The organism is Nocardia sp. NPDC055050 (assembly GCF_053608345.1).
On sequence record NZ_JBSGVG010000043.1, the window covers coordinates 22,402 to 45,778 of the forward strand.

Sequence of the window (23,377 nt, forward strand, 5' to 3'; positions counted from 1 at the left end):
AACCGTGTCCATCTATCTCTACCGGTGGGGCAAGCTGGCCTTTCGCCGCAAATGGATTGTGCTGCCCGTCTGGTTGCTGCTCTTCATGGTGCTCGCGGGGCTGGGATCCTCGTTGCAGAAGCCGATGACCGATGACTTCAGCATGCCGAACCTGCCCTCGGAACGGGCCACCGAAATCCTCGACAAGCACTTCCCCGGTATGTCGGAGGCGTTCGCGTTCGACGCGGTGACCGGTACCTATGTTGTGGGAGCGCCCGCAGGCCAGAAGCTCACCGACCCGGCCAACCGCGCCGCGATCGATGACCTGATCGCCGACCTCGAGCAGCTCGACATCGTCGACCATGCCGAACCGATCGTGAATCCGATCACCGCGACCGAGGAAATGGGCTGTCTCACCGGGCAACCCGATCCGTCGACCTGCAGTGGCGCGCCCCTGAATGTGCTGAACGAGACCGCACCCGAGACCGTCGCGTACTTCAGTGTCCCGTTCGCGATCAAGGACTTCGCCGACATCACCGCCGACGAACGCGAGGCCGCCTACAACGCCGGCGACTCCGCCCGCGCGGCCGGGCTGACGGTCGAGATCAGCGGCACCATCGCGATGGAACAGGAGATGCCGAGCGGCAAGTCCGAGATGATCGGTATGGCCGTGGCATTGGTGGTGATGATCGTGGCGTTCGGCGCCATCGTCGCCGCGTTCGTGCCGATCATCACCGCGATCGTCGGGCTGGGCGCGGCGACCTCGCTGATCTTCCTGTCGACCTCGGTGCTGTCGGTGCCGAGCTTCACCACGTTCCTGGCCTCGATGATCGGCATCGCCCTCTCCATCGACTACGCGCTGTTCATCGTCTCGCGCTACAAACACGAACTGGCGGTGCAGGATTCCGCCGAGGAAGCGGCCGGTACCGCGTTGGGTACCGCGGGCTCGGCGGTGGTGTTCGCCGGGCTCACCGTGATCATCGCGCTGGTCGGGCTGAGCATCGTCGGGGTCAGGTTCCTGACGTTCATGGGTCTGGGTGGCGCCATCGCGGCGGCGTTCGCCGTGCTCACCGCCATCACCCTGATGCCCGCGCTGCTCGGCGCCTTCGGCAAGGCGCTGTTCAAGCCGAAACTGCCGCTGATCGCCCAGCACGATCCCGAGGACGACAGCGTCGTCACCAACGGCACCCGGGTGGCCAGGGGGATCGCCAAGTTCCCCGCGGTCACGATGATCCTGGCCATCGTGGTGCTCGGCCTGCTCGCCGCACCGGCGCTGAACCTGAACCTCGGCCTGCCGGGCGAGGACAGCCTGCCCAAGTCGACCACCGTCCGTAAGGCCTACGATCTGCGCACCGAAGGCTTCGGCGAGGGCAGCAACGGTGTTTTGCAGGTGGCCGTCGACCTCAGCGAAACCCCCGCTGACCAGCGGCAGGCGGCGCTGAATGCCTTGCGCGACAAGCTACAGTCCTACCCCGACATGGATCTGGTCACCGAGCCGCAGATGAGCAAGGACGGCGCGGGCGCCCTGATCAACGGCATACCCAAGACCGGGCCCAACGCGCAGTCGACGAAGGATCTGGTGCAGTCGGCGCGCGCTGCGGAATCCGATCTGAACGAGCAGTACAAGATGTCGTACGGCATCACCGGAACCACCGCCATCTACGCCGACATCGACCATGTCCTGCTGAGCAAGATCGTGCCGTACATGGCGATCGTGGCGGGCGCGGCGTTCATCCTGCTGATCCTGGTGTTCCGGTCCATCCTGGTCCCGCTCACCGCCGCACTCGGCTTCCTGCTGTCGATGGGCGCCACCTTCGGCGCGACCGTGCTGATCTTCCAGGAGGGCGAGCTCGGGCTGATCAAGGATCCACATCCACTGGTGAGCTTCCTGCCGATCATGTTGATCGGCTTGGTCTTCGGCTTGGCCATGGACTATCAGGTGTTCCTGGTGACCCGCATGCGCGAGGAATACGTGCACGGCGCCGACCCCACCGAGGCCGTGATCAAGGGTTATCACCACGGAGCGCGCGTGGTGACCTCCGCGGCGATCATCATGATCTCGGTGTTCGGTTCGTTCCTGCTGGAATCCGATGTCACCGCCAAGTCGATGGGCTTCGCGCTGGCCGCGGGCGTGGCGTTGGACGCGTTCGTCGTCCGGATGGTGCTCATTCCCGCTCTGCTTGTGCTGCTGGGCAAGTGGGCGTGGTGGATGCCGAAGTGGCTGGACCGGATCGTGCCCGATATCGACATCGAGGGCTCCCGGCTGCGCGAGGTCCAGGCCGAACAGCGGCAGGTCGCGCCGCTACCGCAAGGCTGAGCGTCGACGGCCGGGGAACTCGTGTTCCCCGGCCGTTTCGCTACTGACTCGGCTGCGGCACTTGGCATTCGGTGACGCGCGGATTGAGCCCGATGTAGTTCGCGGGCCCCGCCGCGGCGGTGACCGCGATGGTCGCCCAGTCCGAACACTGCTTGGGCAGGTGAGCGAAGTGGTGGCGCTGGCCGGCCGCGAGCAGCCCGACAGCGACCCAGCCGAGCACGATGAGAACCAGAAGTTTTCCCCCGAGCCCGATTCCGGACTTCGCGGGTGGCGGCTGTCGCCCGCGCATAATCATCGTTCCTTCCCGGATTCGGTGTAACCCAGTCTATTACGCGAGGAATACACCGCAGGTCGGACGAGGTGAATACCCGACGACAGATCTTGCCGCTACCGGGTGGTCCGCGCTCCCCCGCACCGCGACTTCCGGCTTTCCGGCCGAGCCGCGACAGGTGGGCGGATGCCGTGCCGGATCGCGTTCGCGGTGTGGATTCCGATGGCGAAGTCCTTGAGTTGCTTCAACATATCTCCATGGTCGGACTTCCGTGTCATCGGGAGAAGTGGCATAGATGACGACTATCGCTAAGATTTAGACATGAGGTCTGTCTCCGTGCTGGCGTACGACGGGATGACGGCGTTCGAAACCGGCATCGTCATCGAGGTCTTCGGCCTGACCTGGCCCGATATCGAGCAGCCCTGGTACGAGCTGAAAATCTGCACCGAAACCCCCGAACCCGTCCGCGTGATCGGCGGCGCGACCATGACCAGCCCCTACGGCCTCGCGGAATTCGCCGCCGCCGACACGGTCGTGGTCCCAAGCGTCGCCGACCCGCGCGCGCGGACCTCGCCGGAATTGATCGACGCGCTGCGCCGGGCGCACCGCAACGGCTCCCGGATCGTGTCGATCTGCTCCGGCGCGTTCGCCCTGGCCGCCGCCGGCCTGCTCGACGGCCGCCGGGCCACCACGCACTGGCGATACGCCGACCTGCTGCGCGAGCGCTACCCCCTGGTCGAGGTCGACCCCGAGCCCCTCTACACCGACGAAGGCGACATCCTGACCAGCGCGGGCTGCGCCGCCGGGCTGGACCTGGCGCTCCATCTGGTTCGCAACGACCTGGGCGCGTCCGTCGCCAACGCCGTCGCCCGCCGCCTCGTCATCCAGCCCCACCGCGCGGGCGGCCAAGCTCAATACATCGAATCGCCCATGCCCCCCGAACCCCTCGACGCCCCCATCGCCCGCAGCCTCTCCTGGGCGCTCGAACACCTCGCCGACCCGATCGGCGTACCCGATCTGGCCCGGGTCGCAGGACTCTCACCGCGCACCTACCTGCGCCATTTCGTCCGGGAAACCGGGGCGACGCCGAACAAATGGCTGATCGCCCAGCGGATCCAGGCGGCACTGGCCATGCTCGAGACCGGCGACGCACCCATCGAGGAAATCGCGACCGCGGCCGGTTTCGCCACCCCGGTCACCTTCCGGCACCATTTCACGCGAGCCGTGCGGACCTCGCCGTCGTCGTACCGGCGCACATTTCGGACAAGAAAAAGCCCCCCACCTGCGTGAACAAGTGAGGGGCTCATGGCGGTGGCGGAGGGATTTGAACCCTCGGAGGGGGGTTACCCCTCACACGCTTTCGAGGCGTGCTCCTTAGGCCGCTCGGACACGCCACCGCCGACTACGGTACCGGAGTGGGTGCGAGATTGTTAAATCGGCTGGTCAGCGCTGGTTTTTGAAGAAGGTGTCGAGGAGGGCGACACAGTCCGGTTCGAGGATGCCGCCGCGGACTTCGGGGCGGTGGTTGAGGCGGCGATCGCGGACGACGTCCCAGAGCGAGCCGACGGCACCGGTTTTGGGTTCCCAGGCGCCGAACACGACCTTGCCGATTCGCGCCAGCACCAGGGCGCCCGCGCACATCGTGCACGGTTCGAGGGTGACCGCGAGGGTCGCGCCTTCGAGTCGCCAGCCGTCGCCGTGGACTGCCGCGGCCGCGCGCAAGGCCAGGACTTCGGCATGCGCGGTGGGGTCGCCGAGGGCTTCGCGCGCGTTGGTGGCGCGGGCCAGTTCACGACCTTGCGCGTCGAAGACGACGGCGCCGACCGGCACATCGCGCGGGTCGGCGTCGGCTGCGGCCGCCAAGGCGGCGCGCATCATCTCCTCGTCGGTCACCTCGGCATTTTGTCCAGGACCGCGGCGAATTCGTCGGCGAAACCGAGACGCTGGGCGATCATGCCGAGCTGCTCGTCGGGGTAGAGATCGGTGTCGGCGATGATCACACTGAGAACCGGTTCGGGCAGGCCCAGGTCGGCCAGGACGCCCAGGTCGCCCTCCTCCCACGGTTCGACGTCGTCGAGATCGTCGGGGTCGATGTCGGGGATCTCGACATTGAGCGCGTCGAGGACGTCGGCGGCGATGTCGTAGTCGATCGCCGCGGTGGCGTCGGAGACGAGCAGACGGGTGCCGCTCGGCGCGGGACGCAACACGATGAAGAATTCATCGTCGACGTCGATCAGGCCGAACACCGCACCTGAGCTGCGCAAAGCCTTCAATTCGGTCTCGGCGGCCGACAGATCGTGCAGGGCATCGGAGCTGAGCGGGCTGACCCGCCATGTGCCTTCTTCGCGGACCACGGCCACTGCGAACCCTTCGACGTCGAAGTCGTCATCCGACGTCGCCCTGTTCGTGCCCGAGCGCTGTGCTGCCATGGACCAAACGGTAGTCTGTCCCACCCCTAATGATGAACTCGTGTGCCAATCTGTTCGGATGAGCATCGACGAGCGTGGGGCTGTGTGCGTCCTCGGGACCGGCCTGATCGGCGGTTCGCTGCTGCGCGCCGCCGTCGCGGCGGGGTACCGGGCGTTCGGCTACAACCGCTCCGAATCCGGCGTCTCCGCGGCGTGTCAGGACGGTTTCGAGGTGTCCGGCGACCTGTCCGCGGTGCTGGCCCGGGCTGCCGAGCTGGACGCGCTGCTGGTGATCGCGGTGCCGATGCCCGCGGTCGAACACCTGCTGGCCGACATCGCCGTGCTCGCGCCCGGGTGCCCGCTGACCGATGTGGTGAGCGTGAAGGGGCCGGTGCTGGACGCGGTGCGAAAGCACGGACTCGAGGCCTTGTACGTTGGCGGGCATCCGATGACGGGAACGTCCCAATCCGGTTGGGCTGCCACTGATTCCGATCTTTTCCAGGGTGCGGTCTGGGCGGTCGGAGTGGACGAGGGAACGCGGGTGCAACCGTGGTCGCGGGTGGTGCGGCTCGCGTTGGACTGTGGTTCGGTGGTGGTTCCGGTGCTCGCCGAGGAGCACGATCGCGCTGTCGCGCGGATCTCGCACCTGCCGCATGTGCTGGCCGAAGCGCTGGCCGCGGCGGGGGCCGCGGGCGGGAAGCTGGCGCTCGGCCTGGCGGCGGGCTCGTTCCGAGACGGAACCCGCGTCGCGGGTACCGCGCCCGACCTCGTGCGTGCCATCTGCGAGCCGAACGCGACCGCGCTGGAACGGGTGCTCGACGAGGCCATCGAGACACTCGTCACTGCCCGCGAATCCCTGCGCGCGGACAGCCGTCTCGGCGAACTCGTCGAGACGGGTTTCCGCGGCCGCACCGCCTACGACGACCGCACGACCTGGAACATCACCGGCGTCACGCCCGGCGCCGGCGACTGGCTCGGTGAACTTCACCGCGCCGGTCGCGACGGTGGGGTGCTCCGCGCGCTCTGAGTACCTCTCGCGAGATCAGGCGCGTTCGGCCAGCCCCGGGTAGTCGAGGACGAAACCCTCCGGATCGACCGTCAGGGTGGCGCTCGAGACCGGCGAGAGGACGTTGATCCCGTCGGACGCGCTCGAGTAGATGAGCTCGGCCTCCTGCACCAGCAGGTCGGGTAGTCGCACGTAGACGACGGGGACCTGGACGTCGCCGACGGCGTTCTGCAGGCCGAACCGGCGGATCGGCAGGGTGTTGAAGAACGGGCTCAGCACCACGTCGACGTCGAGGGCGCCGCCGAAGGTGGAGCGCACGTGCGTGCCGCCGGCGTCGACGAGCCAGTAGTTCTCCTCGTCGCGCGAGATCGAGGCATGGCGTTCACCGGCCGCCGTGGTGGTACGCAGCGACAACCGTCGCGTCGCGCCCGCTTCGTCGGTGACCAGGTCGTACGACGCGCTGAATGCCGGGTGCTCATCGCCGGCGCAGCCGATCATCCGGCCCGCCGCCCTGATCCGATTGCCGTTCACCGTCACCCGCACCGATTCCATGCGGGTGTTGTCGTGGGCACGCCAGGTGAGCACCGCAGGCCACCGGGAGGCAGGTCTGATCTCGGTGGGGCCGTCGGCCGGGCCCGGGGCTGGGGTCGTCACCTCTCTACGGTAAGCGACACCAGCCCCGGCGCTGCACAACACGGGCGCATCACACCAGCGAATCCCGCCATGCGGCGTGCAATCCTGCGAAGCGGCCCTGGCCCGCGATCAGCTCGGCCGGTGCGCCGTCCTCCACGATCCGGCCGCCGTCGAGCACCAGCACCCGGTCGGCAATGGCCACGGTGGACAGCCGGTGGGCGATGATCACGGCCGTGCGGTCGCGCAGCAGGGTCTCCAGCGCGTGCTGCACCAGCCGCTCACCGGGGATATCCAGGCTGGAGGTGGCCTCGTCGAGGACGATCACCGCCGGATCGGCCAGGAACACCCGTGCGAACGCCACCAGCTGACGCTGGCCCGCCGAGAGCCTGCCGCCGCGCGTGCGCACGTCGGTGGCGTAGCCGTCGGGAAGTCCGCCGACGAAGGCGTCCAGCCCCACCGCGCGCGCGGCCGCGGCGACCTCGGCGTCGGTCGCCTCGGGCCTGCCGAGCCGGATGTTGTCGGCGATGGTGCCGGAGAACAGGTATGCCTCCTGCGTGATCATCACGACGTGTCTGCGCAGCTCGACATCGGCTAGGTGGCGCAGATCCACGTCGTCGAGCGTGATGACGCCACCGCTCGGGTCGTAGAACCGGGTGAGCAGTTTCGCCAGCGTCGACTTGCCCGCACCGGTGGCACCGACGAGCGCCACCACCTGTCCGGCCGGGATCTCCAGGTCGAATTCCGGCAGCACCGACGTGGTGTTGTAGCCGAACCAGACCTGGTCCATCCGCACCGCACCGGTCGCCCGCTCGAGTGTCACCGGGCGTTCGGGTTCGGCGACCGCCGGTTCCTCCTCGAGCACGCCGGAGATCTTCTCCAGCGCCGCGGCGGCGGACTGGTAGGAGTTGAACACCTGCGCGAGTTCGTCGAGGGGACCGTAGAACTGGTCGAGGTAGAGCAGGTACGCGGCAAGTACACCGATCGCGAGGTTGCCCTCCATCACCTGCCAGGCGCCGACCAGCAGCACGATCACCGTGGTCAGCTTGCCGATGAAGTTGGAGAGCCCGACGTAGTCGCCCATCCCGCGGACCGCGGTGGTCGTCGCCTTCTGGTACGCCGAATCCTCGACGCCGAGGACCTCCTCGTTGCGATGTTCGCGCCGGAACGCCTGCACCGCCCGCATGCCGCTCATCGACTCGACGAACTGCACGACAACGCGCGAGATCGCCCCGCGCGTGCGCCGGTACCCCGCGCGCTGACGCCGCTGCGCCCACCGGGTGACCAGCACCAGCGGCACGAACCCGATCAGCACGATCGAGGCGAGCAGCGGGTCGAGCCAGATCAGCAGGGCAGCGATGGTCACCACCGAGATCACCGCGCTCAGCGCCTGATTCAGCGCGCCTTCGAGCAGTTCCTGGAGTGCTTCGATATCGCTGGTGAGCCGGGTGACGACCTTGCCCGAGGTGTACTTCTCGTGGAACGACACGCTCAATCGCTGCGTGTGCCGGAACGCGCGCACCCGCAGGTCGAACAGCACCCGCTGACTCAGCGACCCGGAGGCCCGCAGGAAGGCGAACGTGGTGAGCCCCGACAGCAACGTCACCGCGACGAATCCGGCGACGGTCGCGATCATCGGCGTCCAATTGCCCTGGCGACCTTGGCTGATGCCGTGGTCGAGCCCGTAGGCGATGAACAGCGGCAGCGACACCTTGGCCGCGTTGTCGAGCAGGATCAGGACGAAGGTGAGAATCGCCTGCTTGCGGTAGGGCCGCACCAGATCGAGGAGCAATCGCCGGGATCGCCCGGCCAGCACCAGGTTTCCGGTCCCGGTGACGGCGTCGTCCTCCTTGGCGATACCGCGCCAGTCGGCCGCCAGATCGGACTTCTCCTCCGGCACTTCCTTTTCCGTCGTCACCGTCTCGGTGCTCATGCTTCACCTCCCATCAGTTCGCGGTAGTGGCTGCTCGTGCGCAGCAGTTTCTCGTGGCTGCCCTCGGCGACGATGCGTCCGTCGGCGAGCAACGCGACGCGGTCGGCCAGCGCGGCGGTGGACGGCCGGTGCGCGACGAGCAGAGTGGTAGCGCCGGAGAGCACCGCCCGCAGCTGATCCTGCACGCGCTCTTCGGTTTCCACGTCCAGCGCCGACAGCGGGTCGTCGAGGACCATGATCCGGCCGTGGGCGGCGGTATCGCCGGTGAGCACAGCTCTGGCCAGGGCCAGACGCTGACGCTGGCCGCCCGACAGACTCATGCCCTGCTCACCGATGCGGGTGTCGAGCCCCCACGGCAACGCGTCGACGAATTCGCTCGCCTGCGCGATATCGAGCGCCTGCCGCACGTCGACATCGGTGGCACGCGCGTCGCCCAGTGCCACGTTCTCGCGCACGCTGGCCGAGAACAGCACCGGTTCCTCGAAAGCCACCGTCACCACCCGGCGCAGCTCCGCCAGGCGCAGCGTGGCGATGTCGACACCGTCGATGGTGATCCGGCCGCCGCTGACGTCGTAGAGCCGGGGAATCAGCTCGAGCAGCGCGGTCTTGCCGCTACCCGTCGCGCCGACGAGCGCGACCGTCTCCCCCGGCCGGATCCGCAGCGAGATCTCTTCCAGCACGGTGTGTTCCGGACCGCCCCCGGATCGCGGGTAGGCGAAGCGGACCCGGTCGATGACCAGTACCCCGCGCAGCGGGTCAGGTAGTTCCGCCGGGTGCGGCGGGTCGGTGATGTCGAGCGGGGTGTCGATGATCTCCCAGAATCGATCGGCCGCGGTGCGCGCCTCGAACAGCTCCGACAGCAGGAAGCCGAGCCAGATGATCGGCCACTGCAGGAACGTGGCCAGCGTGATGCTCGCGACCAGCGTGCCGATCGTCATCGAGCCGTGCACCACCGAGTAGCCACCCACCCCGAGCGACACCGCGATCGACACGGTCGGCAAGGTCACCAACGCCGCCCACAGCGTGGCGTCCAGGCGCACCTTCTCCATTTCCGTGCGCTGCAGCTCGCGCGAGAGCGCGGTGAAACGCGTCCCGAAGAAGCGGCCGCGCCCCAGCGCCTTGAGCACCCGCACGCCCTGCGCCGATTCCTGGGCGATGGTGGCCAGGTCGCCGGACTGATCCTGCGAACGCCGCGAGGCCACCTCGAAGCGGCGGACGAAGCGCGCGCAGAACAGCGTCAGCGGCAGGGAGGTCACCGTGAAGATCAGTCCCACTTGCCAGTTCATCGCGAACAACACGATCAGCCCGGTGGGCATGATCACCCCGTTGACGATGAGGAACGGACCGGCGAACGCGACGAACCGCCGCAGCACCGACAGATCGTCGATGGCGCGCGAGAGCAGCTGACCCGACTGCCAGCCGTCGTGGCGGCCGATCGAGAGGGCCTGCAGTTGCGTGAAAAGCTTGGCGCGCATGGTGATTTCGAACATCGTCGAGGGCTTGGACACCAGCCATCGCCTGCCCCACATACCGAACGATTCGAGTGATCCGAGCAGGAAGATCAGCGCGACCGGTGCCAGCAGACCGACGAAATCGCGCCGCGCGATCGGCCCGTCGACCACCCGTGCGATGACGAGCGGGATCGCGATCGCGGTGCTCGCGGTGACGATCGCCAGCACGTTGGCCAGCAGCAGCGGCGCCCGGTAGGGCCGGAGAAAGGGCAGAAATCGCCGCAGCGACCGCATTCCCCCACTCGACTGCGGCGACGGCCGCTCCGATCTGTCGGCCTCCGATTCGGCGGCCGCCAGCTCTGATGTGACAGACAAAACTCCCCCTTGATGTCCGGTCGGCTGGTTGGTTTTCCGGTACGGACGCCAGGTGATGTTCGCACTTGGGTCCGACAAGTTCGGCCCATCAAGAGTCCCAGAGCACCCCCACCCCCGGCCACCGATTTTCCTCGGCCCGAGCCCACCCGTCTACCCCCTGCCGAGCCACGCGGCACCCGCCGTCGGGAAGGATTCGTTCGCGGCCCGCACCTGTTCAGGGGACCGATACAATTCGCCCCAGGCGCGAGGGAACGGGTCGCTGAAGAGCGGACCACCCGGTGGCCGCTAACCCGAGCGCGCCGAGCGCTCCGAAAACACAGGAGTCTCGTTGTCGCGGATGGTCGGGTTGTTCGCCGGGATCGGCGGGCTCGAACTCGGTCTGAGCAGTCATGGTTGGGCGTCGGAGCTGCTGTGTGAGATCGATCCCGGTGCCCAGGGTGTCCTCGCGGCGCGGTTCCCCGACACCGACCTGCACGGCGACATCACCCGCCTGCGGTCGCTCCCCGCGGGCACCGAGCTGGTCGCGGCGGGTTTCCCGTGCCAGGACCTCTCACAAGCCGGGCGCACCGCGGGCATCACCGGTCGTCGATCCGGCCTGGTCGACGAGGTTTTCCGGCTGGTGCGCAGGCAGCGCGGACCGCGGTGGCTGTTGATCGAGAATGTCCCGTTCATGCTGCAGCTGGGTCGCGGCGCGGCCATGCGCCACATCACCGCCGCGCTGGAGGAGCTCGGGTACGCCTGGGCCTATCGGGTCGTCGACGGTCGCGCGTTCGGCTTGCCGCAACGACGTCAGCGCGTGCTGATGCTGGCTTCGCGCACCGAGGACCCCCGCCAGGTGCTGTTCGGCGACGACGCCGGTCCCCGCGACTACGGCGATCCGGACTGCGATCCGTGCGGCTTTTACTGGACCGAGGGTGTGCGCGGCCTCGGCTGGGCGGTGAACGCGGTGCCGACCCTCAAGGGCGGTTCCGGTCTCGGCATCGCCAGTCCGCCCGCGGTCCGGTTGCCCGCGGGCGAGATCGTGACGCCGGGGATCGTCGACGGCGAACGATTACAGGGGTTCGACGCCGACTGGACCGCCCCCGCCCTCGATGTTCCCGGCGTGCGCCACGGTCATCGCTGGAAACTGGTGGGCAACGCGGTGAGCGTGCGGATGGCGAACTGGGTCGGCGAACGCCTGGCCGCGCCGTCGGACCCGCTGACCGTGGGAGAGCCGATAGCCGCGGGCCAGCCGTGGCCGAGCGCCGCCTGGGGACACGCGGGCGTCGTGCACCGCGTCCCCCTCTCGACCTGGCCGGTCCACGAGCCCTACGAGGACCTGAAGAACTTCCTCACCGAGCCCCGCCTGCTCTCTCCCCGCGCGACGGCGGGATTCCTGCGCCGCACCGAGATGGGAAGCCTGCGCTTCCCGCCCGGATTCCTCGACGACGTCCGGGATCACCTCGACCGCATGGGCGGCTGGGCGGCATGAGCGCGCGGCGGGCAGACAACCGGGAATCGCCCGACGAGTCCGCCGCCTCGTCGAGGTCATCCGCTGCGCGCAAGCTCGTCACAGACGCCGCCACAAGCGCGCGAATGTCCAAGCAGCGACGCGCTGATACTGCTCCCGAGCTGGCACTACGCCGCGAATTGCACCGGGCCGGCCTGCGCTATTTCGTCGACCGTCCGCCCATCAAAGGTCAGCGCCGTCGCGCGGATGTGGTGTTTCCACGACTGCGCATCGCCGTCTACGTCGACGGCTGTTTCTGGCATCGCTGCCCTGACCACGCGACCGATCCGAAGAACAACGCGCAGTGGTGGGCCGACAAGCTGGCAGGCAATGTCGCCCGCGATCGCGCCACCGACATCGCCTTGACTGCGGCGGGCTGGGCGGTCATCCGGGTGTGGGAGCACGAAGATCCGCAGGCGGCGGCCGAGCGGATCACCGCACTGGTGAAACGCTCCAATCCTGACCGGTGACTATCGAGTTCTTCAGCGACGACGCGGACTGCGTTCGGCGCGAACCCGCACCCGTGCGCGCGACGACTCCGCCGCGACGAATCCGGACACGGCCAGCGCGAGGATCGTGGCAAAACCTGCCAGCGCGATCATGTAGCTCATCGAGGACCTCTCCGTTGGTTACCAAACACCCTGCACGGCGAACCTGACAGCAACCTGTGCGTGCCTGTGATGCCACGATGAAACCACGTCCCCGCTTTCGACGCGCCTGATCCGGGCGGTGGCGGCCGGACACGCACAATGGTCGGTGTGACCGAATTCGCACGGCACACCCGTGGCTACTCGTTGCTGATCGCGCTCGCGATCGCGATCGCGGGCCTGTGCTACTCGTCCTGGCTGCTGGAATTCGCGCTGCCGATCGACACCGACCCGGTCAACGACTTCCTCAGCGAACTCGACGCCGAGGGCAAGCCCTACCGTGAGGTGTTCGGCACCGCCGACACCGTGGTCGGCCTGTTGCTGATCCCCGCGGCGCTGGGCGGACTGCTCGTTTTTCGGCGCCGCCGGCTGACCACGATCGGCTGGACAGCGCTGTTGTGTTTCGGCGCGTCCACCATCGCCGACGCCCTGCTCCCGCTCCACGACTGCGCCCCGGGAGACAGCGCGTGCGGCGGCGACAGCGGATTGTTTCCGCAACTGCATCAACCGCACGCGCTCACGAGCACACTGGCCGTCACCTCGATCGCGGTGGCGGCGTTCGCCTTCAGCGCCGCCGCCTACCGCTACCACCGCTGGCGGATCCTGCGGGAATTCGGTGTCGCCGTACTGGTTCTCGGGTCGGCGGCGACCATCTGGATGATGGTCGCCGACAACCTGTCCGGCTCCTACGCGCTCGGCATAGCCCAGCGAATCCAGGTCGGAACCATGTCGCTGTGGTTGCTCGCCCTGGCCACCGCGGTACTCGTCGAAGCCCGCGAGTGGACTACTTGACGGTGATCTTCACCGTGTAGCCGTCGATCTTCGCCGGCAGCTTGGTCGTGTCCACCGCGAGCACCTCGCCGGTGTCCTGTGCACCGTTGGGCAGCGTCTTGGGCTTCAGCCCGAACGGGGGCTGTTCACCCTGGCTGGCGGCCAGGCCGAAGTCGCTGTCGTTGGCGATGTAGATGGTCTTGCCGCCGTCGAGGGTGGCGATGCCCTCGATCTTGTCGTGACCGAAGAACCTGCCCTTCTCGTCGAGTGCGGCGACCAGCGCGGAGAGGTCGAGGTTGCTCTTCTTCGCGACCGGGGTGACGCCCGCCTTGGTCAGCGCGGCGACGGCTTCGGTGGTCGGGGTGACCCCGATCAGCGTCTCCAGGGGCTTGCCGTCGATCAGCAGGCCGCCCTTCTCGGCGTCGTAAGTCGCGCCCGGCACGGCGGACTGCGGGCCGACATCGGTCGCGCCCGCGATGTCGATGGTCCAGATCTTCTTGTCCGACTTGGGCGCGAGGTTGCCGTCACGCTCGTCGACCAGGAACGTGGTGGCGCTCAGCGCGGTGATCTCCGAGACCGCGACCTTCGACTGCTTCGGGTTTTCCAGCGGGTACAGGAATTCCTTCTGCGCCTTGGTCTTCAGATCGACGGTCACAATCCGCGCGAACGGCACCTCCTTGGCCGAGCCGCTCAGTCCGGGGGTGTTGAGCGCGCTCTGCACCATGCCGACCAGGGTGCTGCCGTCGGGAGTGATGGTCAGCCCCTCCATGCCCTGGTTGGGTGTGCGCAGCGCGATCTCCTTCGGCAGGCCGCTGCCGGGCGCGAGCCGCTCGATCTCGGTGCCCGTGGCATCGAAATGCACCAGGAACGGACCGTATTCGTCGGAGATCCAGAAGGTGCCGTCGGCCAGTGCGACGAGGCCTTCGGGATCGATGCCGTGATCGGTGGGCGGCAGGACATTGCCCTGGAGGTCCTTGATGGTCTCGCCGGTGCTGGCCGAGGTGTCGACCTGCCCGTTGAACGGCACGCCCGACTTGCTCCGCAGTTCGATGCTCGACTGCAGCACGGCCTTGGTGTCGACCAGCTTGAACCGGCCGATCTTGGGCACGAAACCCGGTGTCGGCGAGAGCTTCTCGTTCTTAGCCGGACCGTCGACGTTCGGGCCGCGGTCGGTGAGCCCATAGAACTCGTCGGTGCTACCGGGCACCGCGGTCCAGGCCGAGCCGAACCCACTGCCCTGCACCGTGGTGCCACCGAACTCGCCGAGCACCGGAATATCGGTCGTGTAGAGGCGAACCGCGTCGGTGGTGGTGACGGTGAACTGGTCGAGACCGATGTAGCCGGCGCTCGGGGTGTAGACGTAGGCGCCGTCGGCCCGGCGGGTGACATTGCCGTGCTCGGGCTCGAGGCTGACCCCCAGCACCGCGCTGGTACCCGCCTTGGCGACCAGGTCGTCGAGCGAGATCACCAGCGGCTGGTCCTTGCCGGCGGTGAAGCCGGCCGCGGAGTCCGGCGACGAGCAGCCCGCCACCACGGCGGCGGCGCACAAAGCGGCGGTGAGAGGGAAAAGACGAAGACCTGGACGCGCGTTCATTTGCCATGCATACCGTCGCGATCCGACCACGAGACGACGGGGAAATGAATTGTCCTCCACCACGCGGTGGACCATTCTGGCAATCATGACCACAACTCGGGTGAACATTTCCTCAGCCTCCGATTTCGAAGATGTCGTCGGGTATTCGCGAGCGGTACGGGTCGGCGACCAGGTAATCGTCAGCGGTACCACCGCCGCTGTCGCCGGTGGTGGCGCTGTCGGCGGCGACGATATCGGCGCCCAGACCCGTGAGGTCCTGGCTCGCATCGCCGCCGCGCTGGAGCAGGCCGGGGCAAGCGTGCGCGACGTGGTGCGCACGCGCATGTTCGTCACCGATATCGCCCGCTGGCCCGAGGTCGCGGCCGCCCATGCCGAAGTGTTCGGCACGATCCGCCCCGCGGCCTCCATGTATGAGGTCACCGCGCTGATCGCCCCTGACCTGCTGGTGGAGATCGAGGCCGACGCGATCATCGCTAGCTGAATCGTCACACGGAGCCGCTCCGGCGATCCGGCGTCGACGGCCGATCATCCCCAGTTGTCCACAGGTTCGGAGTTGTCCACAGAGCAGGTTCGACGCCGTCGTTCTCGCGTCCGCGGCGACGGCGGCGCACTACCCTCGAATCCGTGACCAGCGAAACGGCTACTCCCACCGACCTGCTCGATCAGGTCGCCGCCTCCACCGCGCGCTTCGACGCCGCCATCGGCACCCTCACCGATCCGGCGTTGGCCGAACCGTCCCTGTTACCGGGGTGGACGCGCGGTCACGTGCTGGCGCACATGGCACGCAATGCCGACAGCCTGCTGAACCTGCTGCTGTGGGCCCGCACCGGCATCGAGATGCCGCAGTACCCGAGCGTCGCCATTCGTGATGCCGATATCGAGGCAGGTGCACCCCGACCGCTGACCGTGCAGCACGCGGACTTCACCGCCACCGCGCACCGCTGGCAGGCCGTCGCCACCACCATGCCCGCCGCCGACTGGCAGGTCGAGGTCCGCAACCGCCAGGGCGGCACCCTCACCGCCGACCAGATCCCCTGGATGCGGCTGCGCGAGACCGAAATCCACCACGTGGACCTCGACGTCGGCTACACCGCCGCCGATTGGCCTGCCCCCTTCGTCGCGCGGCTTCTCCCCGAGACCATCGCGGACCTCTCCGCCAAACTCCAGCCCGAAGCCACCCCCACGTTCGACATCCAGTCCACCGACACAGATTTCATCGCCACCGTCGGCCCTGGCCGTCCCCACCACACCGTCCTCGGCCCCGCCACCGCCCTCCTCGGCTGGCTCGTCGGCCGTACCTCAGGTAGCGACCTGACCGGCCCCTTACCGCCGCTCCCGGCTTGGAAGTAGTCCCGACAGGGAAACCTCGCGACCTACGAAAGAACCTTCGCTCCAGCACAGTTCGGAGGTTCCACGTGGTCAGCGAATGCCGATTTTCGGGTCGGTGAAGCGGTTGGTGAAGATCTCGCCCGCTGTCAGCGCCGGTGGGATCGCCGCACCGCCTGCCACCAGGATCGGCCGCAGGTCCTCGAGGTTGCGCTGGGTTCGAGCCTGCTCGTAGGTGCCGAAGGAGCCGTCGGCCTCGTTGGCCAACAGGCCGAGCTCGACGAGCTGCTTCGCGGCGAACTCCGCCTCACCTGCCGGATAGGGAGTGAATGCCGGTGTGCGAGACACGATATCGACGACCTTGGCATTGGCGTCGGCTGGTGCGGAGCCGAAGTCGGCGCCGGCCTGCTGCACGATCGGTACCAACTTGGCCAGACACGGTGCCAGTCCGTCGACTGTGTCGGCGCGCACGGTGAGATTCGAGGCATAGGTGTCGAAGCCGGAGTTCTTGATCAGGTCGTAGGCCACCGGCTTGTTCCAGGCACGGGCCTCGCGCTCGTAGACGTACGGTTCCGCGCTGGCGAAACCCTGCTGGGCGATCGTCGGGTCGGCGACGAAGCGGGCCGGGGCGCCGTCGTATCCGGTATCGATCTGCGACTGTTTCAGCAGGCCCTTGGCCACCAGCCACTGCGGAAAGATCTGCTCCTTCGACACCACAACGGGCGCGTTCGAGCGGCCGATGTCGGCGATCGAACGCCAGTCCGGGTGACTCGCCGGATCCCACATCAGAATGGACGGGCTGTACTTCAGCAGCGGCGTGACAGCGACGACAGACTTGGCGGCACTCGCCGCTATCACCTGCTCGCCGTGCACCACCCCGAGCGTGACGGTGTCGTCGACGTACATGCGCGAGGGGACGGACTGGAAACCGATCGCGGGCCCACCCGCGCGCAGCTGCAACCGCACACCGGTGTCCTTACCGCCTGCCACCAGCGGCCCTTCGACCGACTTGGTCTCCTCGTCCACGCGGTACCCGGGCCCGAGCAGCTGGAACAACCCGCCCTGATCGGATTGTGGCTGCCACTGCAGCTGGATGGTGACCGTGTCCGGGCACACCCCGCGCAGTGTCTGCGCGGGCGCCGCGGGTTCGAGCACGACAGCGGCGCCACCCTGATCCGGGGAATCGGTGCCGCAACCGGCGACGGCGAGCAGCGCCGCCAACAGCACTGCTCCCGAGGTCGCGGCGCGCCTGCGGTGTCGGTGGTTCTGCATGTCGTCCTCCTGGTCGTCGCGCGCTTCTGCGCGATGATTACATGCAACTTGTGGTCGATTTCCGGACAGTTACGTACTCACTACATGTCTGCTCTTCCATCAGTTCTGTAATGCGGAGGCAATACATGCAATAGACCCTGAAGAGATGACGTCCCCGTTCACCGTCCCCACCATCGACATCACTCCCTTTCTGACCGGCACCGACGATGCCGGTCGCGCGGCGGTCGCCGCCGAAATCGACACCGCTTGCCGCGAGGTCGGCTTCATGCAGATCGTCGGCCATGCCATCCCCGACGAGGTACTCGCCGGACTCACCGACGCGCTCGACGAGTTCTTCGCACTGCCACTCGACATCAAGACGCGCTACCGCCGCTCGACCTCGGAGAACCGTGGCTACTCGCCGCCGAGGTCGGAATCGCTGAGCCTGAGTCTGGGACTGCCCACGGCGAATCAGATGAACGACTTCTACGAGGCCTTCATCGTCGGCACCCAGTCCACCGACTTCCCCGGTCTCGACCTACCCGCGTCGTCGTATGCCGCCAATAACTGGCCCGAGGCCGCGCCGGGCTTCCGTCCCGCGATCGACACCTACTTCGCCCACGCACAGCGGCTGTCGCGAATCCTGTTACGCGCCTTCACCGCAGCCCTGCGGCTACCCGCCGACTACTTCGACACCCTCACCGACCATTCCATCGACGCGCTGAAGATGAACAACTACGCCCTGCCAGAGGGCGAACTGCGTCTCGACGGCGACATGACCGGCATGGGCGCACACACCGACTTCGGCATCCTCACCATCCTGTGGGCCGACCGCGTCCCCGGTCTGCAGGTGCTCGACAAACACGGCCACTGGCACAACGTGCAGCCCGCGCAAGGCGCTCTACTGATCAACCTCGGTGACGCGATGGCCCGCTGGACCAACGACCGCTGGATGTCCACCCTCCACCGTGTCGATCCGCCGATCATCGACGGCCACATCCGCCGCCGCCGCTCCGCCGCCTTCTTCTTCGACGGCAACCACGACGCGGTGATCCAAGCCCTCCCCGGCACCCTCGCCCCCGGCGAACAGGGCTACCCCCCGATCACCGTCGCCGACAACATCAACGCGAAAGTCGCCGGCCTCAAAGGAATAGCCACCCCCGCCCCGACCGCCCGCGAAACCGCCAGAGTCCTGGCAGCGACCAGCCCGGATTGACCACACCTCCCACGAAAAAATCGACCCCGTATCTGTAGACACGGGGTCGATTTCGGTGCGCCCGAAGGGATTCGAACCCCTAACCTCTTGATCCGTAGTCAAGTGCTCTATCCGTTGAGCTACGGGCGCATGGTGGTGCATCTTCAGTTGTTACCCAGCAAGCTGGGTGTGGCGGAGGCGAGAGGATTTGAACCTCCGGTCCCCGTGAAGGGACAACTCATTAGCAGTGAGTCCCATTCGGCCGCTCTGGCACGCCTCCTGGAGCCTTCTCTTTCGAGGGCACCGGTCCTTGTCGAACCGCCGGGAATGAAGATTACACGAGCAGTGGTAGTAGTCCAAAACGCCTGGTCAATCAGCGTAAGTTGCTGTCGAACCAGTCGTAGATACGAGTCTGGGAGTCGATGCGAATGGCGGTGGCCGCCTCGTCTTCGGGATCGGATCGGTCGACACGGTGACTCAGGCCCGGATAAGTGATTGTGAGACTGGCCACATCCGCCTTCGCGGTGGCCTCGCGGAGGCGGTCGACCGCCTCGGGTGGGGTGGCCGGGTCGTCCGCGCCGAAGATCCCGAGCCAAGGGGCCTGGAGGTCGGCGGCGATGTCGATCAGGGCCGCGTTCTGGTCGGGAAGCGGTTCGGAGATGCCGGGGGCGGCCACACTCACCGCAGCGCCGATCGGGCGGGTGGCGGCGACGAGGAAGGCCGCGGTGCCCGCGCTGTCGAAGCCTAGAACGCCGATCGTGTCAGGGAAGACGCCGCGGCCGGTGAGCCAGTCGAAACCGGCGTCGAAGTCGTCGAAGAGTTCGTCACCGAACACCTCGTGTCGCTGCGCGTCGGCGATGCGGTCGAACAGATGCGGCGCGACGACGATCCAGCCCTCGAACGACAGCGCCCGCATCAGATCGAGTAGCTGGGGGGAGAATTCGCGGGATTCGTGCAGGACAACGATGCCACCGCGAGCCACCCGTTCGGGCTCCACGACGGTGATCGGCACGGCAGTGCGCCGCGCGACGGCGGCCGTGTCGGCATCCACCGGCCGCAGGGGGGCGACGTCGTCGTAAGTGCCCGGCATAAACCCAGCGTAGGCGGCAGAACTGCACTTGGGTAGGTCTGGACGGCCGTGCCGCATGTCGCGGCAGCCGATCATCGTAGGGTGGAGGCGTGACCGCGCACATCCGCCCCGACCTTGCCACCATCCCGGCCTACGTTCCCGGCCGTAACCACCCGGATGCGGTGAAGCTCGCGTCCAACGAGACGACCTTCGGTCCGTTGCCGAGCGCGGCCAAGGCGATCGCGGAGTCCGCCGAGCTGGCCAACCGCTATCCGGACAATCAGGTCAGCGAGCTGCGGGCGGCGCTCGCCGATTTCCTCGAGGTCACCGTGGCGAATGTCGCGGTCGGCTGCGGCAGCGTGGCGCTGTGCCAGGAACTCGTGCAGATCACCTGCGACGCCCCCGCCGACGAGGTGGTGTTCGCGTGGCGTTCGTTCGAGGCGTACCCGATCGTCACGCAGGTGGGCAACGCGACCGCCGTGCGGGTACCGCTGACCGAGGATCACCTGCACGATCTGGACGCGATGGCCGACGCGGTCACCGAGCGCACCAAGCTGATCTTCGTGTGCAACCCGAACAACCCCAGCGGCACCGCGCACGGGCGCGCCGAGCTGGAGCGGTTCCTCGACCGGGTGCCCGCGCACGTTCTCGTCGTGCTCGACGAGGCCTACTACGAGTACCTGCGGCTGACGCCCGAGACCCGCCCCGACGGCGTCGAGATCGGCCGCACCCGGCCGAATGTGGTTGTGCTGCGCACATTCTCGAAGGCCTACGGTCTGGCCGGGCTGCGCGTCGGCTACGCGGTGGGCGATCCCGAGGTGATCGCAGCGCTGCTGAAGGTCCACATTCCGTTCAGCGTGAACCGGATCGCGCAGGCGGCCGCGATCGCCTCGTTGCAGGCGCGTGGCGAACTGCTCGATCGCACCGATGTGCTGGTGGCGCAACGGCATCAGCTGCGCGAGGCGCTACTGGCCGCGGGCTACGAGGTGCCGTCGAGCGAGGCCAATTTCGTCTGGTTGCCGTTGCGCGAGCGCAGTATCGAGTTCGCCGAGGCGAGTGCCCTTGCGGGCGTACTGGTTCGGCCGTTCGCCGGTGACGGTGTGCGGGTGACGGTCGGCGATCCGCACGAGAACGAACAGTTCCTCAGCTTCGCCACCGCACCCGAAACGGCGGCCCGATTCCGTTAGTCCGGCGCACGGTCAGCAACCCTTGACGCGGGTTGCCGTGGGATTACCCCGAATTCGAGCACACCGCCAGCACACCGGTCGTAGGCTTGCCGAAGCTGATTTCGGGTCGACCGATCACCCGGTCGGCGCGCCACCGGTCGAGTGAATGTGTTCTCGGCGGGCAATCTTCCCGCGTCGGAGGGTGCACCCGCACGGCCCCGCACCCTGCTGCCCGACCGGAGATATACCGTGAATCAAGGCTCTCGCCCTGCCGTCTGCGAAAAATCAACCCCCACAGTGACTTTGGCGCCCGATGTCGCTGTCGCCGTGCCGCCGCCGGTCGAGCTGGATCGTCGCCTGCGCGACTGCGACGAGTTCTTCCGCTACCCCGAACTCGGGCACCTGCCCACCCAGCGTCGCCTCGGCGCGCTCGCCGAATTGCGCGATACCGGGACGTATACCCAGACCGCCGAGGAGATCTTGATCGGCGCGAAACTGGCGTGGCGCAACCACGCTCGCTGTGTCGGCCGCAAACATTGGCGATCACTGAAGCTACTCGACGCCCGCCGAGTTACTTCCGCGCGGGAACTTTCCGAGGTGTGCTGGCAACATCTTCGCCTGGCCACCAACGGCGGCGCGATTCAGTCGATGATCACGGTCGGCCCGGCGGCCGAACCCGGCGGCGGCGAGTACCGGATCGAGAGCTCGCAGCTGATCCGCTATGCCGGCTACCGCAACGGCGACGGCACCGTCACCGGTGATCCGGCCAATATCGCGGCCACCGAACAGGCGCTGGAGCTGGGCTGGCGCGGGGCGCGTACGCCGTTCGACGTGCTGCCGGTGCTGATCACCACACCCACCGAGGACGTGCAGTATTTCGACGTTCCGCGCGAATTGGTCCGCGAGGTCGACCTGATCCACCCCGACTACCCGTGGTTCGCCGCACTCGGCCTGAAATGGCACGCGCTGCCCGCCGTTTCGAACATGGATCTGGAGGTGGGCGGTGTTTGCTACCCCTTCGCTCCCTTCAACGGCTGGTACGTCGGCACCGAGATCGGCGCGCGCAACCTCAGCGACACCGATCGCTACAACATGCTGCCGCTGATCGCCGACATGATGGGTCTCGACACCTCGTCGGTGCGGACACTGTGGCGGGACAAGGCGCTGATCGAGCTCAATCATGCTGTGCTGCACAGCTTTCGCACATCCGGCGTGCACATGGTCGACCACCACACCGTGGCCAAGCAGTTCTGCGATCATGTCCAGCGCGAGGAAGCCGCCGGACGCGCGTGCCCGACCGACTGGAGTTGGGTCAATCCGCCCATCTCGTCCGGGCTGACGCCCACCTTCCACCGCTACTACGACGCGCCCGACCTGGACGTTCGACCGAATTTCGTCCGCCGAGACTGAGCTACGGCGGGCTGTTTGACTCGTGACCGACCGGGTATTTGCTGTGACGTAGCCGAATCCGGTCGTGCCGGACGCTACGCCCGATTGATCATCCAACAACCCCCAGCGGAGCCGGCGAACGAGCCCAACATGCCCGCGACCGGCCTCCGTACCAGGTAGGAGGGATCATCATGAGCAAATCGACCCTGGAATCGCTGATCGGCACCACCGCCTACGACGAACGCGGCGACAAGATCGGCAAGGTCAAGCAGATCTACCTCGACAACCAGTCCGGAGCGCCCACCTGGGTTGCCGTCTCGACCGGCTTCTTCAGCCACGACTCGCTGGTTCCGCTGGCCGGCGCCGAACATCTGCCCGACGACGACTCGCTCCGACTGCACGTGAACAAGGAGCTGGTGAAATCGGCGCCTTACCACGACGGGTCCCGGATCAGCGCGCAATCGGAACAGGAACTGTTCGAGCACTACCACGTCGATCCACGGGCTTCGGGCTGGAATGCCGAAGGGCGCCCGCGGATTCGACCCGAAGACGACCTGCCGATGACCCATGGCAACCCGTCGCGGACCGTGACCGGCCAGTCCGACACCGCTCGCTACGGTGACGACTCGATGGTGCGCTCGGAAGAGCAGTTGCGCATCGACACCGAGAGCGAAGAGGTCGGCACCGCACGGTTGCACAAGTCGGTGGTCACCGAGGAGCAGACGTTCAAGGTGCCCGTGACGCACGAGGAAGTGCACGTCGAACGCGAGCCGATCACCGACCGCACCGGGCGCACGACCATCGGCGAGGAGGACCGCGAGGTCACCCTGCACGCCGACCAGGTGCACGTCGAGAAGGAAGCCGTCCCGGTGGAGCGTGTACGGCTGGCGGTCGACGAGATCGACGACGAGAAAACGGTCTCCGAAACGGTCCGCAAGGAACGCGTGGAAGCCGAAGGGATCGACGACCGCCGCCGCCAGGAACCCTGACTCCGCGCGTCGACATCCCGCTCTGCCGAACCGGCCACCCACCCCCGTGGGTGGCCGGTTCTCGACGGGTTACGCGCGGTCGACGGCGAGCGTAGGGTTCTCGATACGGGCCGAATCGCCC

21 protein-coding genes, 3 tRNA genes and 1 pseudogene are annotated in these 23,377 nt (G+C 67.4%); 12 read left to right on the plus strand and 13 right to left on the minus strand.

All coding sequences use genetic code 11. The features are described 5' to 3' along the window. The first annotated feature begins 4 nt into the window (after positions 1 to 4). The gene (locus ACWGCN_RS30505; RefSeq protein WP_378994460.1) at positions 5 to 2,296 is read left to right on the plus strand and encodes an MMPL family transporter; all 2,292 of its coding nucleotides are present in this window, start codon (positions 5 to 7) and stop codon (positions 2,294 to 2,296) included. Between the two features lie 40 nt (positions 2,297 to 2,336). Here the strand turns inward: ACWGCN_RS30505 and ACWGCN_RS30510 are convergent, their stop codons facing one another. Further along, positions 2,337 to 2,585: a hypothetical protein gene (locus ACWGCN_RS30510; protein ID WP_378638529.1), complete on the minus strand. Its 249-nt coding sequence runs from the start codon at positions 2,583 to 2,585 to the stop codon at positions 2,337 to 2,339. A 303-nt stretch (positions 2,586 to 2,888) separates the two neighbouring features. On the opposite strand from ACWGCN_RS30510, the gene ACWGCN_RS30515 reads away from it, so the two are divergent. Further along, positions 2,889 to 3,857 (plus strand): GlxA family transcriptional regulator, encoded by a 969-nt coding sequence (locus ACWGCN_RS30515; protein ID WP_378994462.1) that lies wholly within the window; start codon positions 2,889 to 2,891, stop codon positions 3,855 to 3,857. A gap of 16 nt (positions 3,858 to 3,873) precedes the next feature. Here the strand turns inward: ACWGCN_RS30515 and ACWGCN_RS30520 are convergent. The 3 genes from ACWGCN_RS30520 to ACWGCN_RS30530 all read right to left on the minus strand — a co-directional run bounded on the left by ACWGCN_RS30520 (position 3,874) and on the right by ACWGCN_RS30530 (position 4,996). Beyond that, positions 3,874 to 3,964: transfer RNA gene (locus ACWGCN_RS30520), tRNA-Ser, on the minus strand. 46 nt (positions 3,965 to 4,010) lie between these two features. Next, positions 4,011 to 4,445, minus strand: a complete 435-nt coding sequence (locus tag ACWGCN_RS30525; protein ID WP_378638685.1) for a nucleoside deaminase — start codon at positions 4,443 to 4,445, stop codon at positions 4,011 to 4,013. Between the two features lie 11 nt (positions 4,446 to 4,456). Beyond that, a complete protein-coding gene (locus ACWGCN_RS30530) occupies positions 4,457 to 4,996 on the minus strand; it encodes a tRNA adenosine deaminase-associated protein (RefSeq protein WP_378638527.1) in 540 nt (179 codons plus the stop codon). A 58-nt stretch (positions 4,997 to 5,054) separates the two neighbouring features. Between ACWGCN_RS30530 and ACWGCN_RS30535 the strand changes: the two genes are divergently transcribed. Continuing rightward, complete coding sequence (locus ACWGCN_RS30535) at positions 5,055 to 6,002, plus strand: prephenate dehydrogenase (protein WP_452458844.1); 948 nt, start codon at positions 5,055 to 5,057, stop codon at positions 6,000 to 6,002. 15 nt (positions 6,003 to 6,017) lie between these two features. Here ACWGCN_RS30535 and ACWGCN_RS30540 read toward each other — a convergent pair whose 3' ends face one another. Genes ACWGCN_RS30540 through ACWGCN_RS30550 form a run of 3 tightly spaced genes read right to left on the minus strand, consistent with a single transcriptional unit; the run spans position 6,018 to position 10,370 of the window. Beyond that, a complete protein-coding gene (locus tag ACWGCN_RS30540) occupies positions 6,018 to 6,635 on the minus strand; it encodes a putative glycolipid-binding domain-containing protein (RefSeq protein WP_378994471.1) in 618 nt (205 codons plus the stop codon). Positions 6,636 to 6,684: 49 nt separating this feature from the next. Beyond that, on the minus strand, positions 6,685 to 8,544 hold the full coding sequence (locus ACWGCN_RS30545; RefSeq protein WP_378994473.1) for an ABC transporter ATP-binding protein: 1,860 nt from the start codon (positions 8,542 to 8,544) through the stop codon (positions 6,685 to 6,687). Next, the gene (locus ACWGCN_RS30550; RefSeq protein WP_452458843.1) at positions 8,541 to 10,370 is read right to left on the minus strand and encodes an ABC transporter ATP-binding protein; all 1,830 of its coding nucleotides are present in this window, start codon (positions 10,368 to 10,370) and stop codon (positions 8,541 to 8,543) included. Before ACWGCN_RS30550 ends, ACWGCN_RS30545 begins: the two co-directional genes overlap by 4 nt. A gap of 337 nt (positions 10,371 to 10,707) precedes the next feature. Between ACWGCN_RS30550 and ACWGCN_RS30555 the strand changes: the two genes are divergently transcribed. Both ACWGCN_RS30555 and ACWGCN_RS30560 read left to right on the plus strand, forming a co-directional pair. Next, positions 10,708 to 11,841 (plus strand): DNA cytosine methyltransferase, encoded by a 1,134-nt coding sequence (locus tag ACWGCN_RS30555; RefSeq protein WP_452458847.1) that lies wholly within the window; start codon positions 10,708 to 10,710, stop codon positions 11,839 to 11,841. 80 nt (positions 11,842 to 11,921) lie between these two features. Further along, positions 11,922 to 12,329 (plus strand): annotated as a pseudogene (locus ACWGCN_RS30560) (very short patch repair endonuclease); the annotation flags it as partial. 12 nt (positions 12,330 to 12,341) lie between these two features. On the opposite strand, the gene ACWGCN_RS30565 reads toward ACWGCN_RS30560, so the two are convergent. Then, entirely contained in the window at positions 12,342 to 12,470 is a 129-nt protein-coding gene (locus tag ACWGCN_RS30565) for a hypothetical protein (protein ID WP_387445948.1), read from the minus strand. A 147-nt stretch (positions 12,471 to 12,617) separates the two neighbouring features. Between ACWGCN_RS30565 and ACWGCN_RS30570 the strand changes: the two genes are divergently transcribed. After that, positions 12,618 to 13,298, plus strand: a complete 681-nt coding sequence (locus ACWGCN_RS30570; RefSeq protein ID WP_378994480.1) for a DUF998 domain-containing protein — start codon at positions 12,618 to 12,620, stop codon at positions 13,296 to 13,298. On the opposite strand, the gene ACWGCN_RS30575 is transcribed toward ACWGCN_RS30570, so the two are convergent. Then, a complete protein-coding gene (locus tag ACWGCN_RS30575; protein ID WP_452458842.1) occupies positions 13,291 to 14,871 on the minus strand; it encodes an esterase-like activity of phytase family protein in 1,581 nt (526 codons plus the stop codon). The genes ACWGCN_RS30570 and ACWGCN_RS30575 overlap by 8 nt on opposite strands. A gap of 85 nt (positions 14,872 to 14,956) precedes the next feature. Here ACWGCN_RS30575 and ACWGCN_RS30580 point away from each other — a divergent pair, with 85 nt between their 5' ends. Beyond that, positions 14,957 to 15,352: a RidA family protein gene (locus ACWGCN_RS30580; RefSeq protein ID WP_387445951.1), complete on the plus strand. Its 396-nt coding sequence runs from the start codon at positions 14,957 to 14,959 to the stop codon at positions 15,350 to 15,352. Between the two features lie 143 nt (positions 15,353 to 15,495). Further along, the gene (locus ACWGCN_RS30585) at positions 15,496 to 16,221 is read left to right on the plus strand and encodes a maleylpyruvate isomerase family mycothiol-dependent enzyme (protein ID WP_378994486.1); all 726 of its coding nucleotides are present in this window, start codon (positions 15,496 to 15,498) and stop codon (positions 16,219 to 16,221) included. A gap of 69 nt (positions 16,222 to 16,290) precedes the next feature. Here ACWGCN_RS30585 and ACWGCN_RS30590 read toward each other — a convergent pair whose 3' ends face one another. Continuing rightward, the gene (locus tag ACWGCN_RS30590; protein ID WP_452458841.1) at positions 16,291 to 17,469 is read right to left on the minus strand and encodes a nitrate ABC transporter substrate-binding protein; all 1,179 of its coding nucleotides are present in this window, start codon (positions 17,467 to 17,469) and stop codon (positions 16,291 to 16,293) included. Positions 17,470 to 17,614: 145 nt separating this feature from the next. Here ACWGCN_RS30590 and ACWGCN_RS30595 point away from each other — a divergent pair, with 145 nt between their 5' ends. After that, a complete protein-coding gene (locus ACWGCN_RS30595; RefSeq protein WP_452458840.1) occupies positions 17,615 to 18,664 on the plus strand; it encodes an isopenicillin N synthase family dioxygenase in 1,050 nt (349 codons plus the stop codon). 56 nt (positions 18,665 to 18,720) lie between these two features. Here ACWGCN_RS30595 and ACWGCN_RS30600 read toward each other — a convergent pair. From ACWGCN_RS30600 to ACWGCN_RS30610, 3 genes are all read right to left on the minus strand, one after another. Beyond that, positions 18,721 to 18,793 (minus strand) — tRNA-Arg (locus ACWGCN_RS30600). 40 nt (positions 18,794 to 18,833) lie between these two features. After that, positions 18,834 to 18,923: transfer RNA gene (locus tag ACWGCN_RS30605), tRNA-Ser, on the minus strand. Between the two features lie 93 nt (positions 18,924 to 19,016). Then, positions 19,017 to 19,733, minus strand: a complete 717-nt coding sequence (locus ACWGCN_RS30610; protein WP_378996824.1) for a dienelactone hydrolase family protein — start codon at positions 19,731 to 19,733, stop codon at positions 19,017 to 19,019. Between the two features lie 89 nt (positions 19,734 to 19,822). Between ACWGCN_RS30610 and hisC the strand changes: the two genes are divergently transcribed. The 3 genes from hisC to ACWGCN_RS30625 all read left to right on the plus strand — a co-directional run bounded on the left by hisC (position 19,823) and on the right by ACWGCN_RS30625 (position 23,256). Continuing rightward, positions 19,823 to 20,899, plus strand: coding sequence for a histidinol-phosphate transaminase (gene hisC, locus ACWGCN_RS30615; RefSeq protein WP_452458839.1), 1,077 nt, complete (start codon positions 19,823 to 19,825; stop codon positions 20,897 to 20,899). A 276-nt stretch (positions 20,900 to 21,175) separates the two neighbouring features. Beyond that, the gene (locus ACWGCN_RS30620; RefSeq protein ID WP_452452973.1) at positions 21,176 to 22,288 is read left to right on the plus strand and encodes a nitric oxide synthase oxygenase; all 1,113 of its coding nucleotides are present in this window, start codon (positions 21,176 to 21,178) and stop codon (positions 22,286 to 22,288) included. Positions 22,289 to 22,458: 170 nt separating this feature from the next. After that, positions 22,459 to 23,256 carry a DUF2382 domain-containing protein gene (locus ACWGCN_RS30625; RefSeq protein ID WP_452458838.1) on the plus strand — a complete coding sequence of 266 codons (798 nt, stop codon included), beginning with the start codon at positions 22,459 to 22,461 and terminating at the stop codon, positions 23,254 to 23,256. Positions 23,257 to 23,377 lie beyond the last annotated feature (121 nt).

What these genes read in the sequence shown, in the direction of transcription:
- ACWGCN_RS30510 (WP_378638529.1), bottom strand. Translation starts at nt 2,585, where the DNA reads ATGCGCGGGCGACAGCCGCCACCCGCGAAGTCCGGAATCGGGCTCGGG.
- ACWGCN_RS30515 (WP_378994462.1), top strand. Translation starts at nt 2,889, where the DNA reads ATGAGGTCTGTCTCCGTGCTGGCGTACGACGGGATGACGGCGTTCGAA.
- ACWGCN_RS30525 (WP_378638685.1), bottom strand. Translation starts at nt 4,445, where the DNA reads ATGATGCGCGCCGCCTTGGCGGCCGCAGCCGACGCCGACCCGCGCGAT.
- ACWGCN_RS30530 (WP_378638527.1), bottom strand. Translation starts at nt 4,996, where the DNA reads ATGGCAGCACAGCGCTCGGGCACGAACAGGGCGACGTCGGATGACGAC.
- ACWGCN_RS30535 (WP_452458844.1), top strand. Translation starts at nt 5,055, where the DNA reads ATGAGCATCGACGAGCGTGGGGCTGTGTGCGTCCTCGGGACCGGCCTG.
- ACWGCN_RS30545 (WP_378994473.1), bottom strand. Translation starts at nt 8,544, where the DNA reads ATGAGCACCGAGACGGTGACGACGGAAAAGGAAGTGCCGGAGGAGAAG.
- ACWGCN_RS30555 (WP_452458847.1), top strand. Translation starts at nt 10,708, where the DNA reads ATGGTCGGGTTGTTCGCCGGGATCGGCGGGCTCGAACTCGGTCTGAGC.
- ACWGCN_RS30565 (WP_387445948.1), bottom strand. Translation starts at nt 12,470, where the DNA reads ATGAGCTACATGATCGCGCTGGCAGGTTTTGCCACGATCCTCGCGCTG.
- ACWGCN_RS30575 (WP_452458842.1), bottom strand. Translation starts at nt 14,871, where the DNA reads ATGAACGCGCGTCCAGGTCTTCGTCTTTTCCCTCTCACCGCCGCTTTG.
- ACWGCN_RS30580 (WP_387445951.1), top strand. Translation starts at nt 14,957, where the DNA reads ATGACCACAACTCGGGTGAACATTTCCTCAGCCTCCGATTTCGAAGAT.
- ACWGCN_RS30590 (WP_452458841.1), bottom strand. Translation starts at nt 17,469, where the DNA reads ATGCAGAACCACCGACACCGCAGGCGCGCCGCGACCTCGGGAGCAGTG.
- ACWGCN_RS30595 (WP_452458840.1), top strand. Translation starts at nt 17,615, where the DNA reads ATGACGTCCCCGTTCACCGTCCCCACCATCGACATCACTCCCTTTCTG.
- ACWGCN_RS30610 (WP_378996824.1), bottom strand. Translation starts at nt 19,733, where the DNA reads ATGCCGGGCACTTACGACGACGTCGCCCCCCTGCGGCCGGTGGATGCC.
- ACWGCN_RS30625 (WP_452458838.1), top strand. Translation starts at nt 22,459, where the DNA reads ATGAGCAAATCGACCCTGGAATCGCTGATCGGCACCACCGCCTACGAC.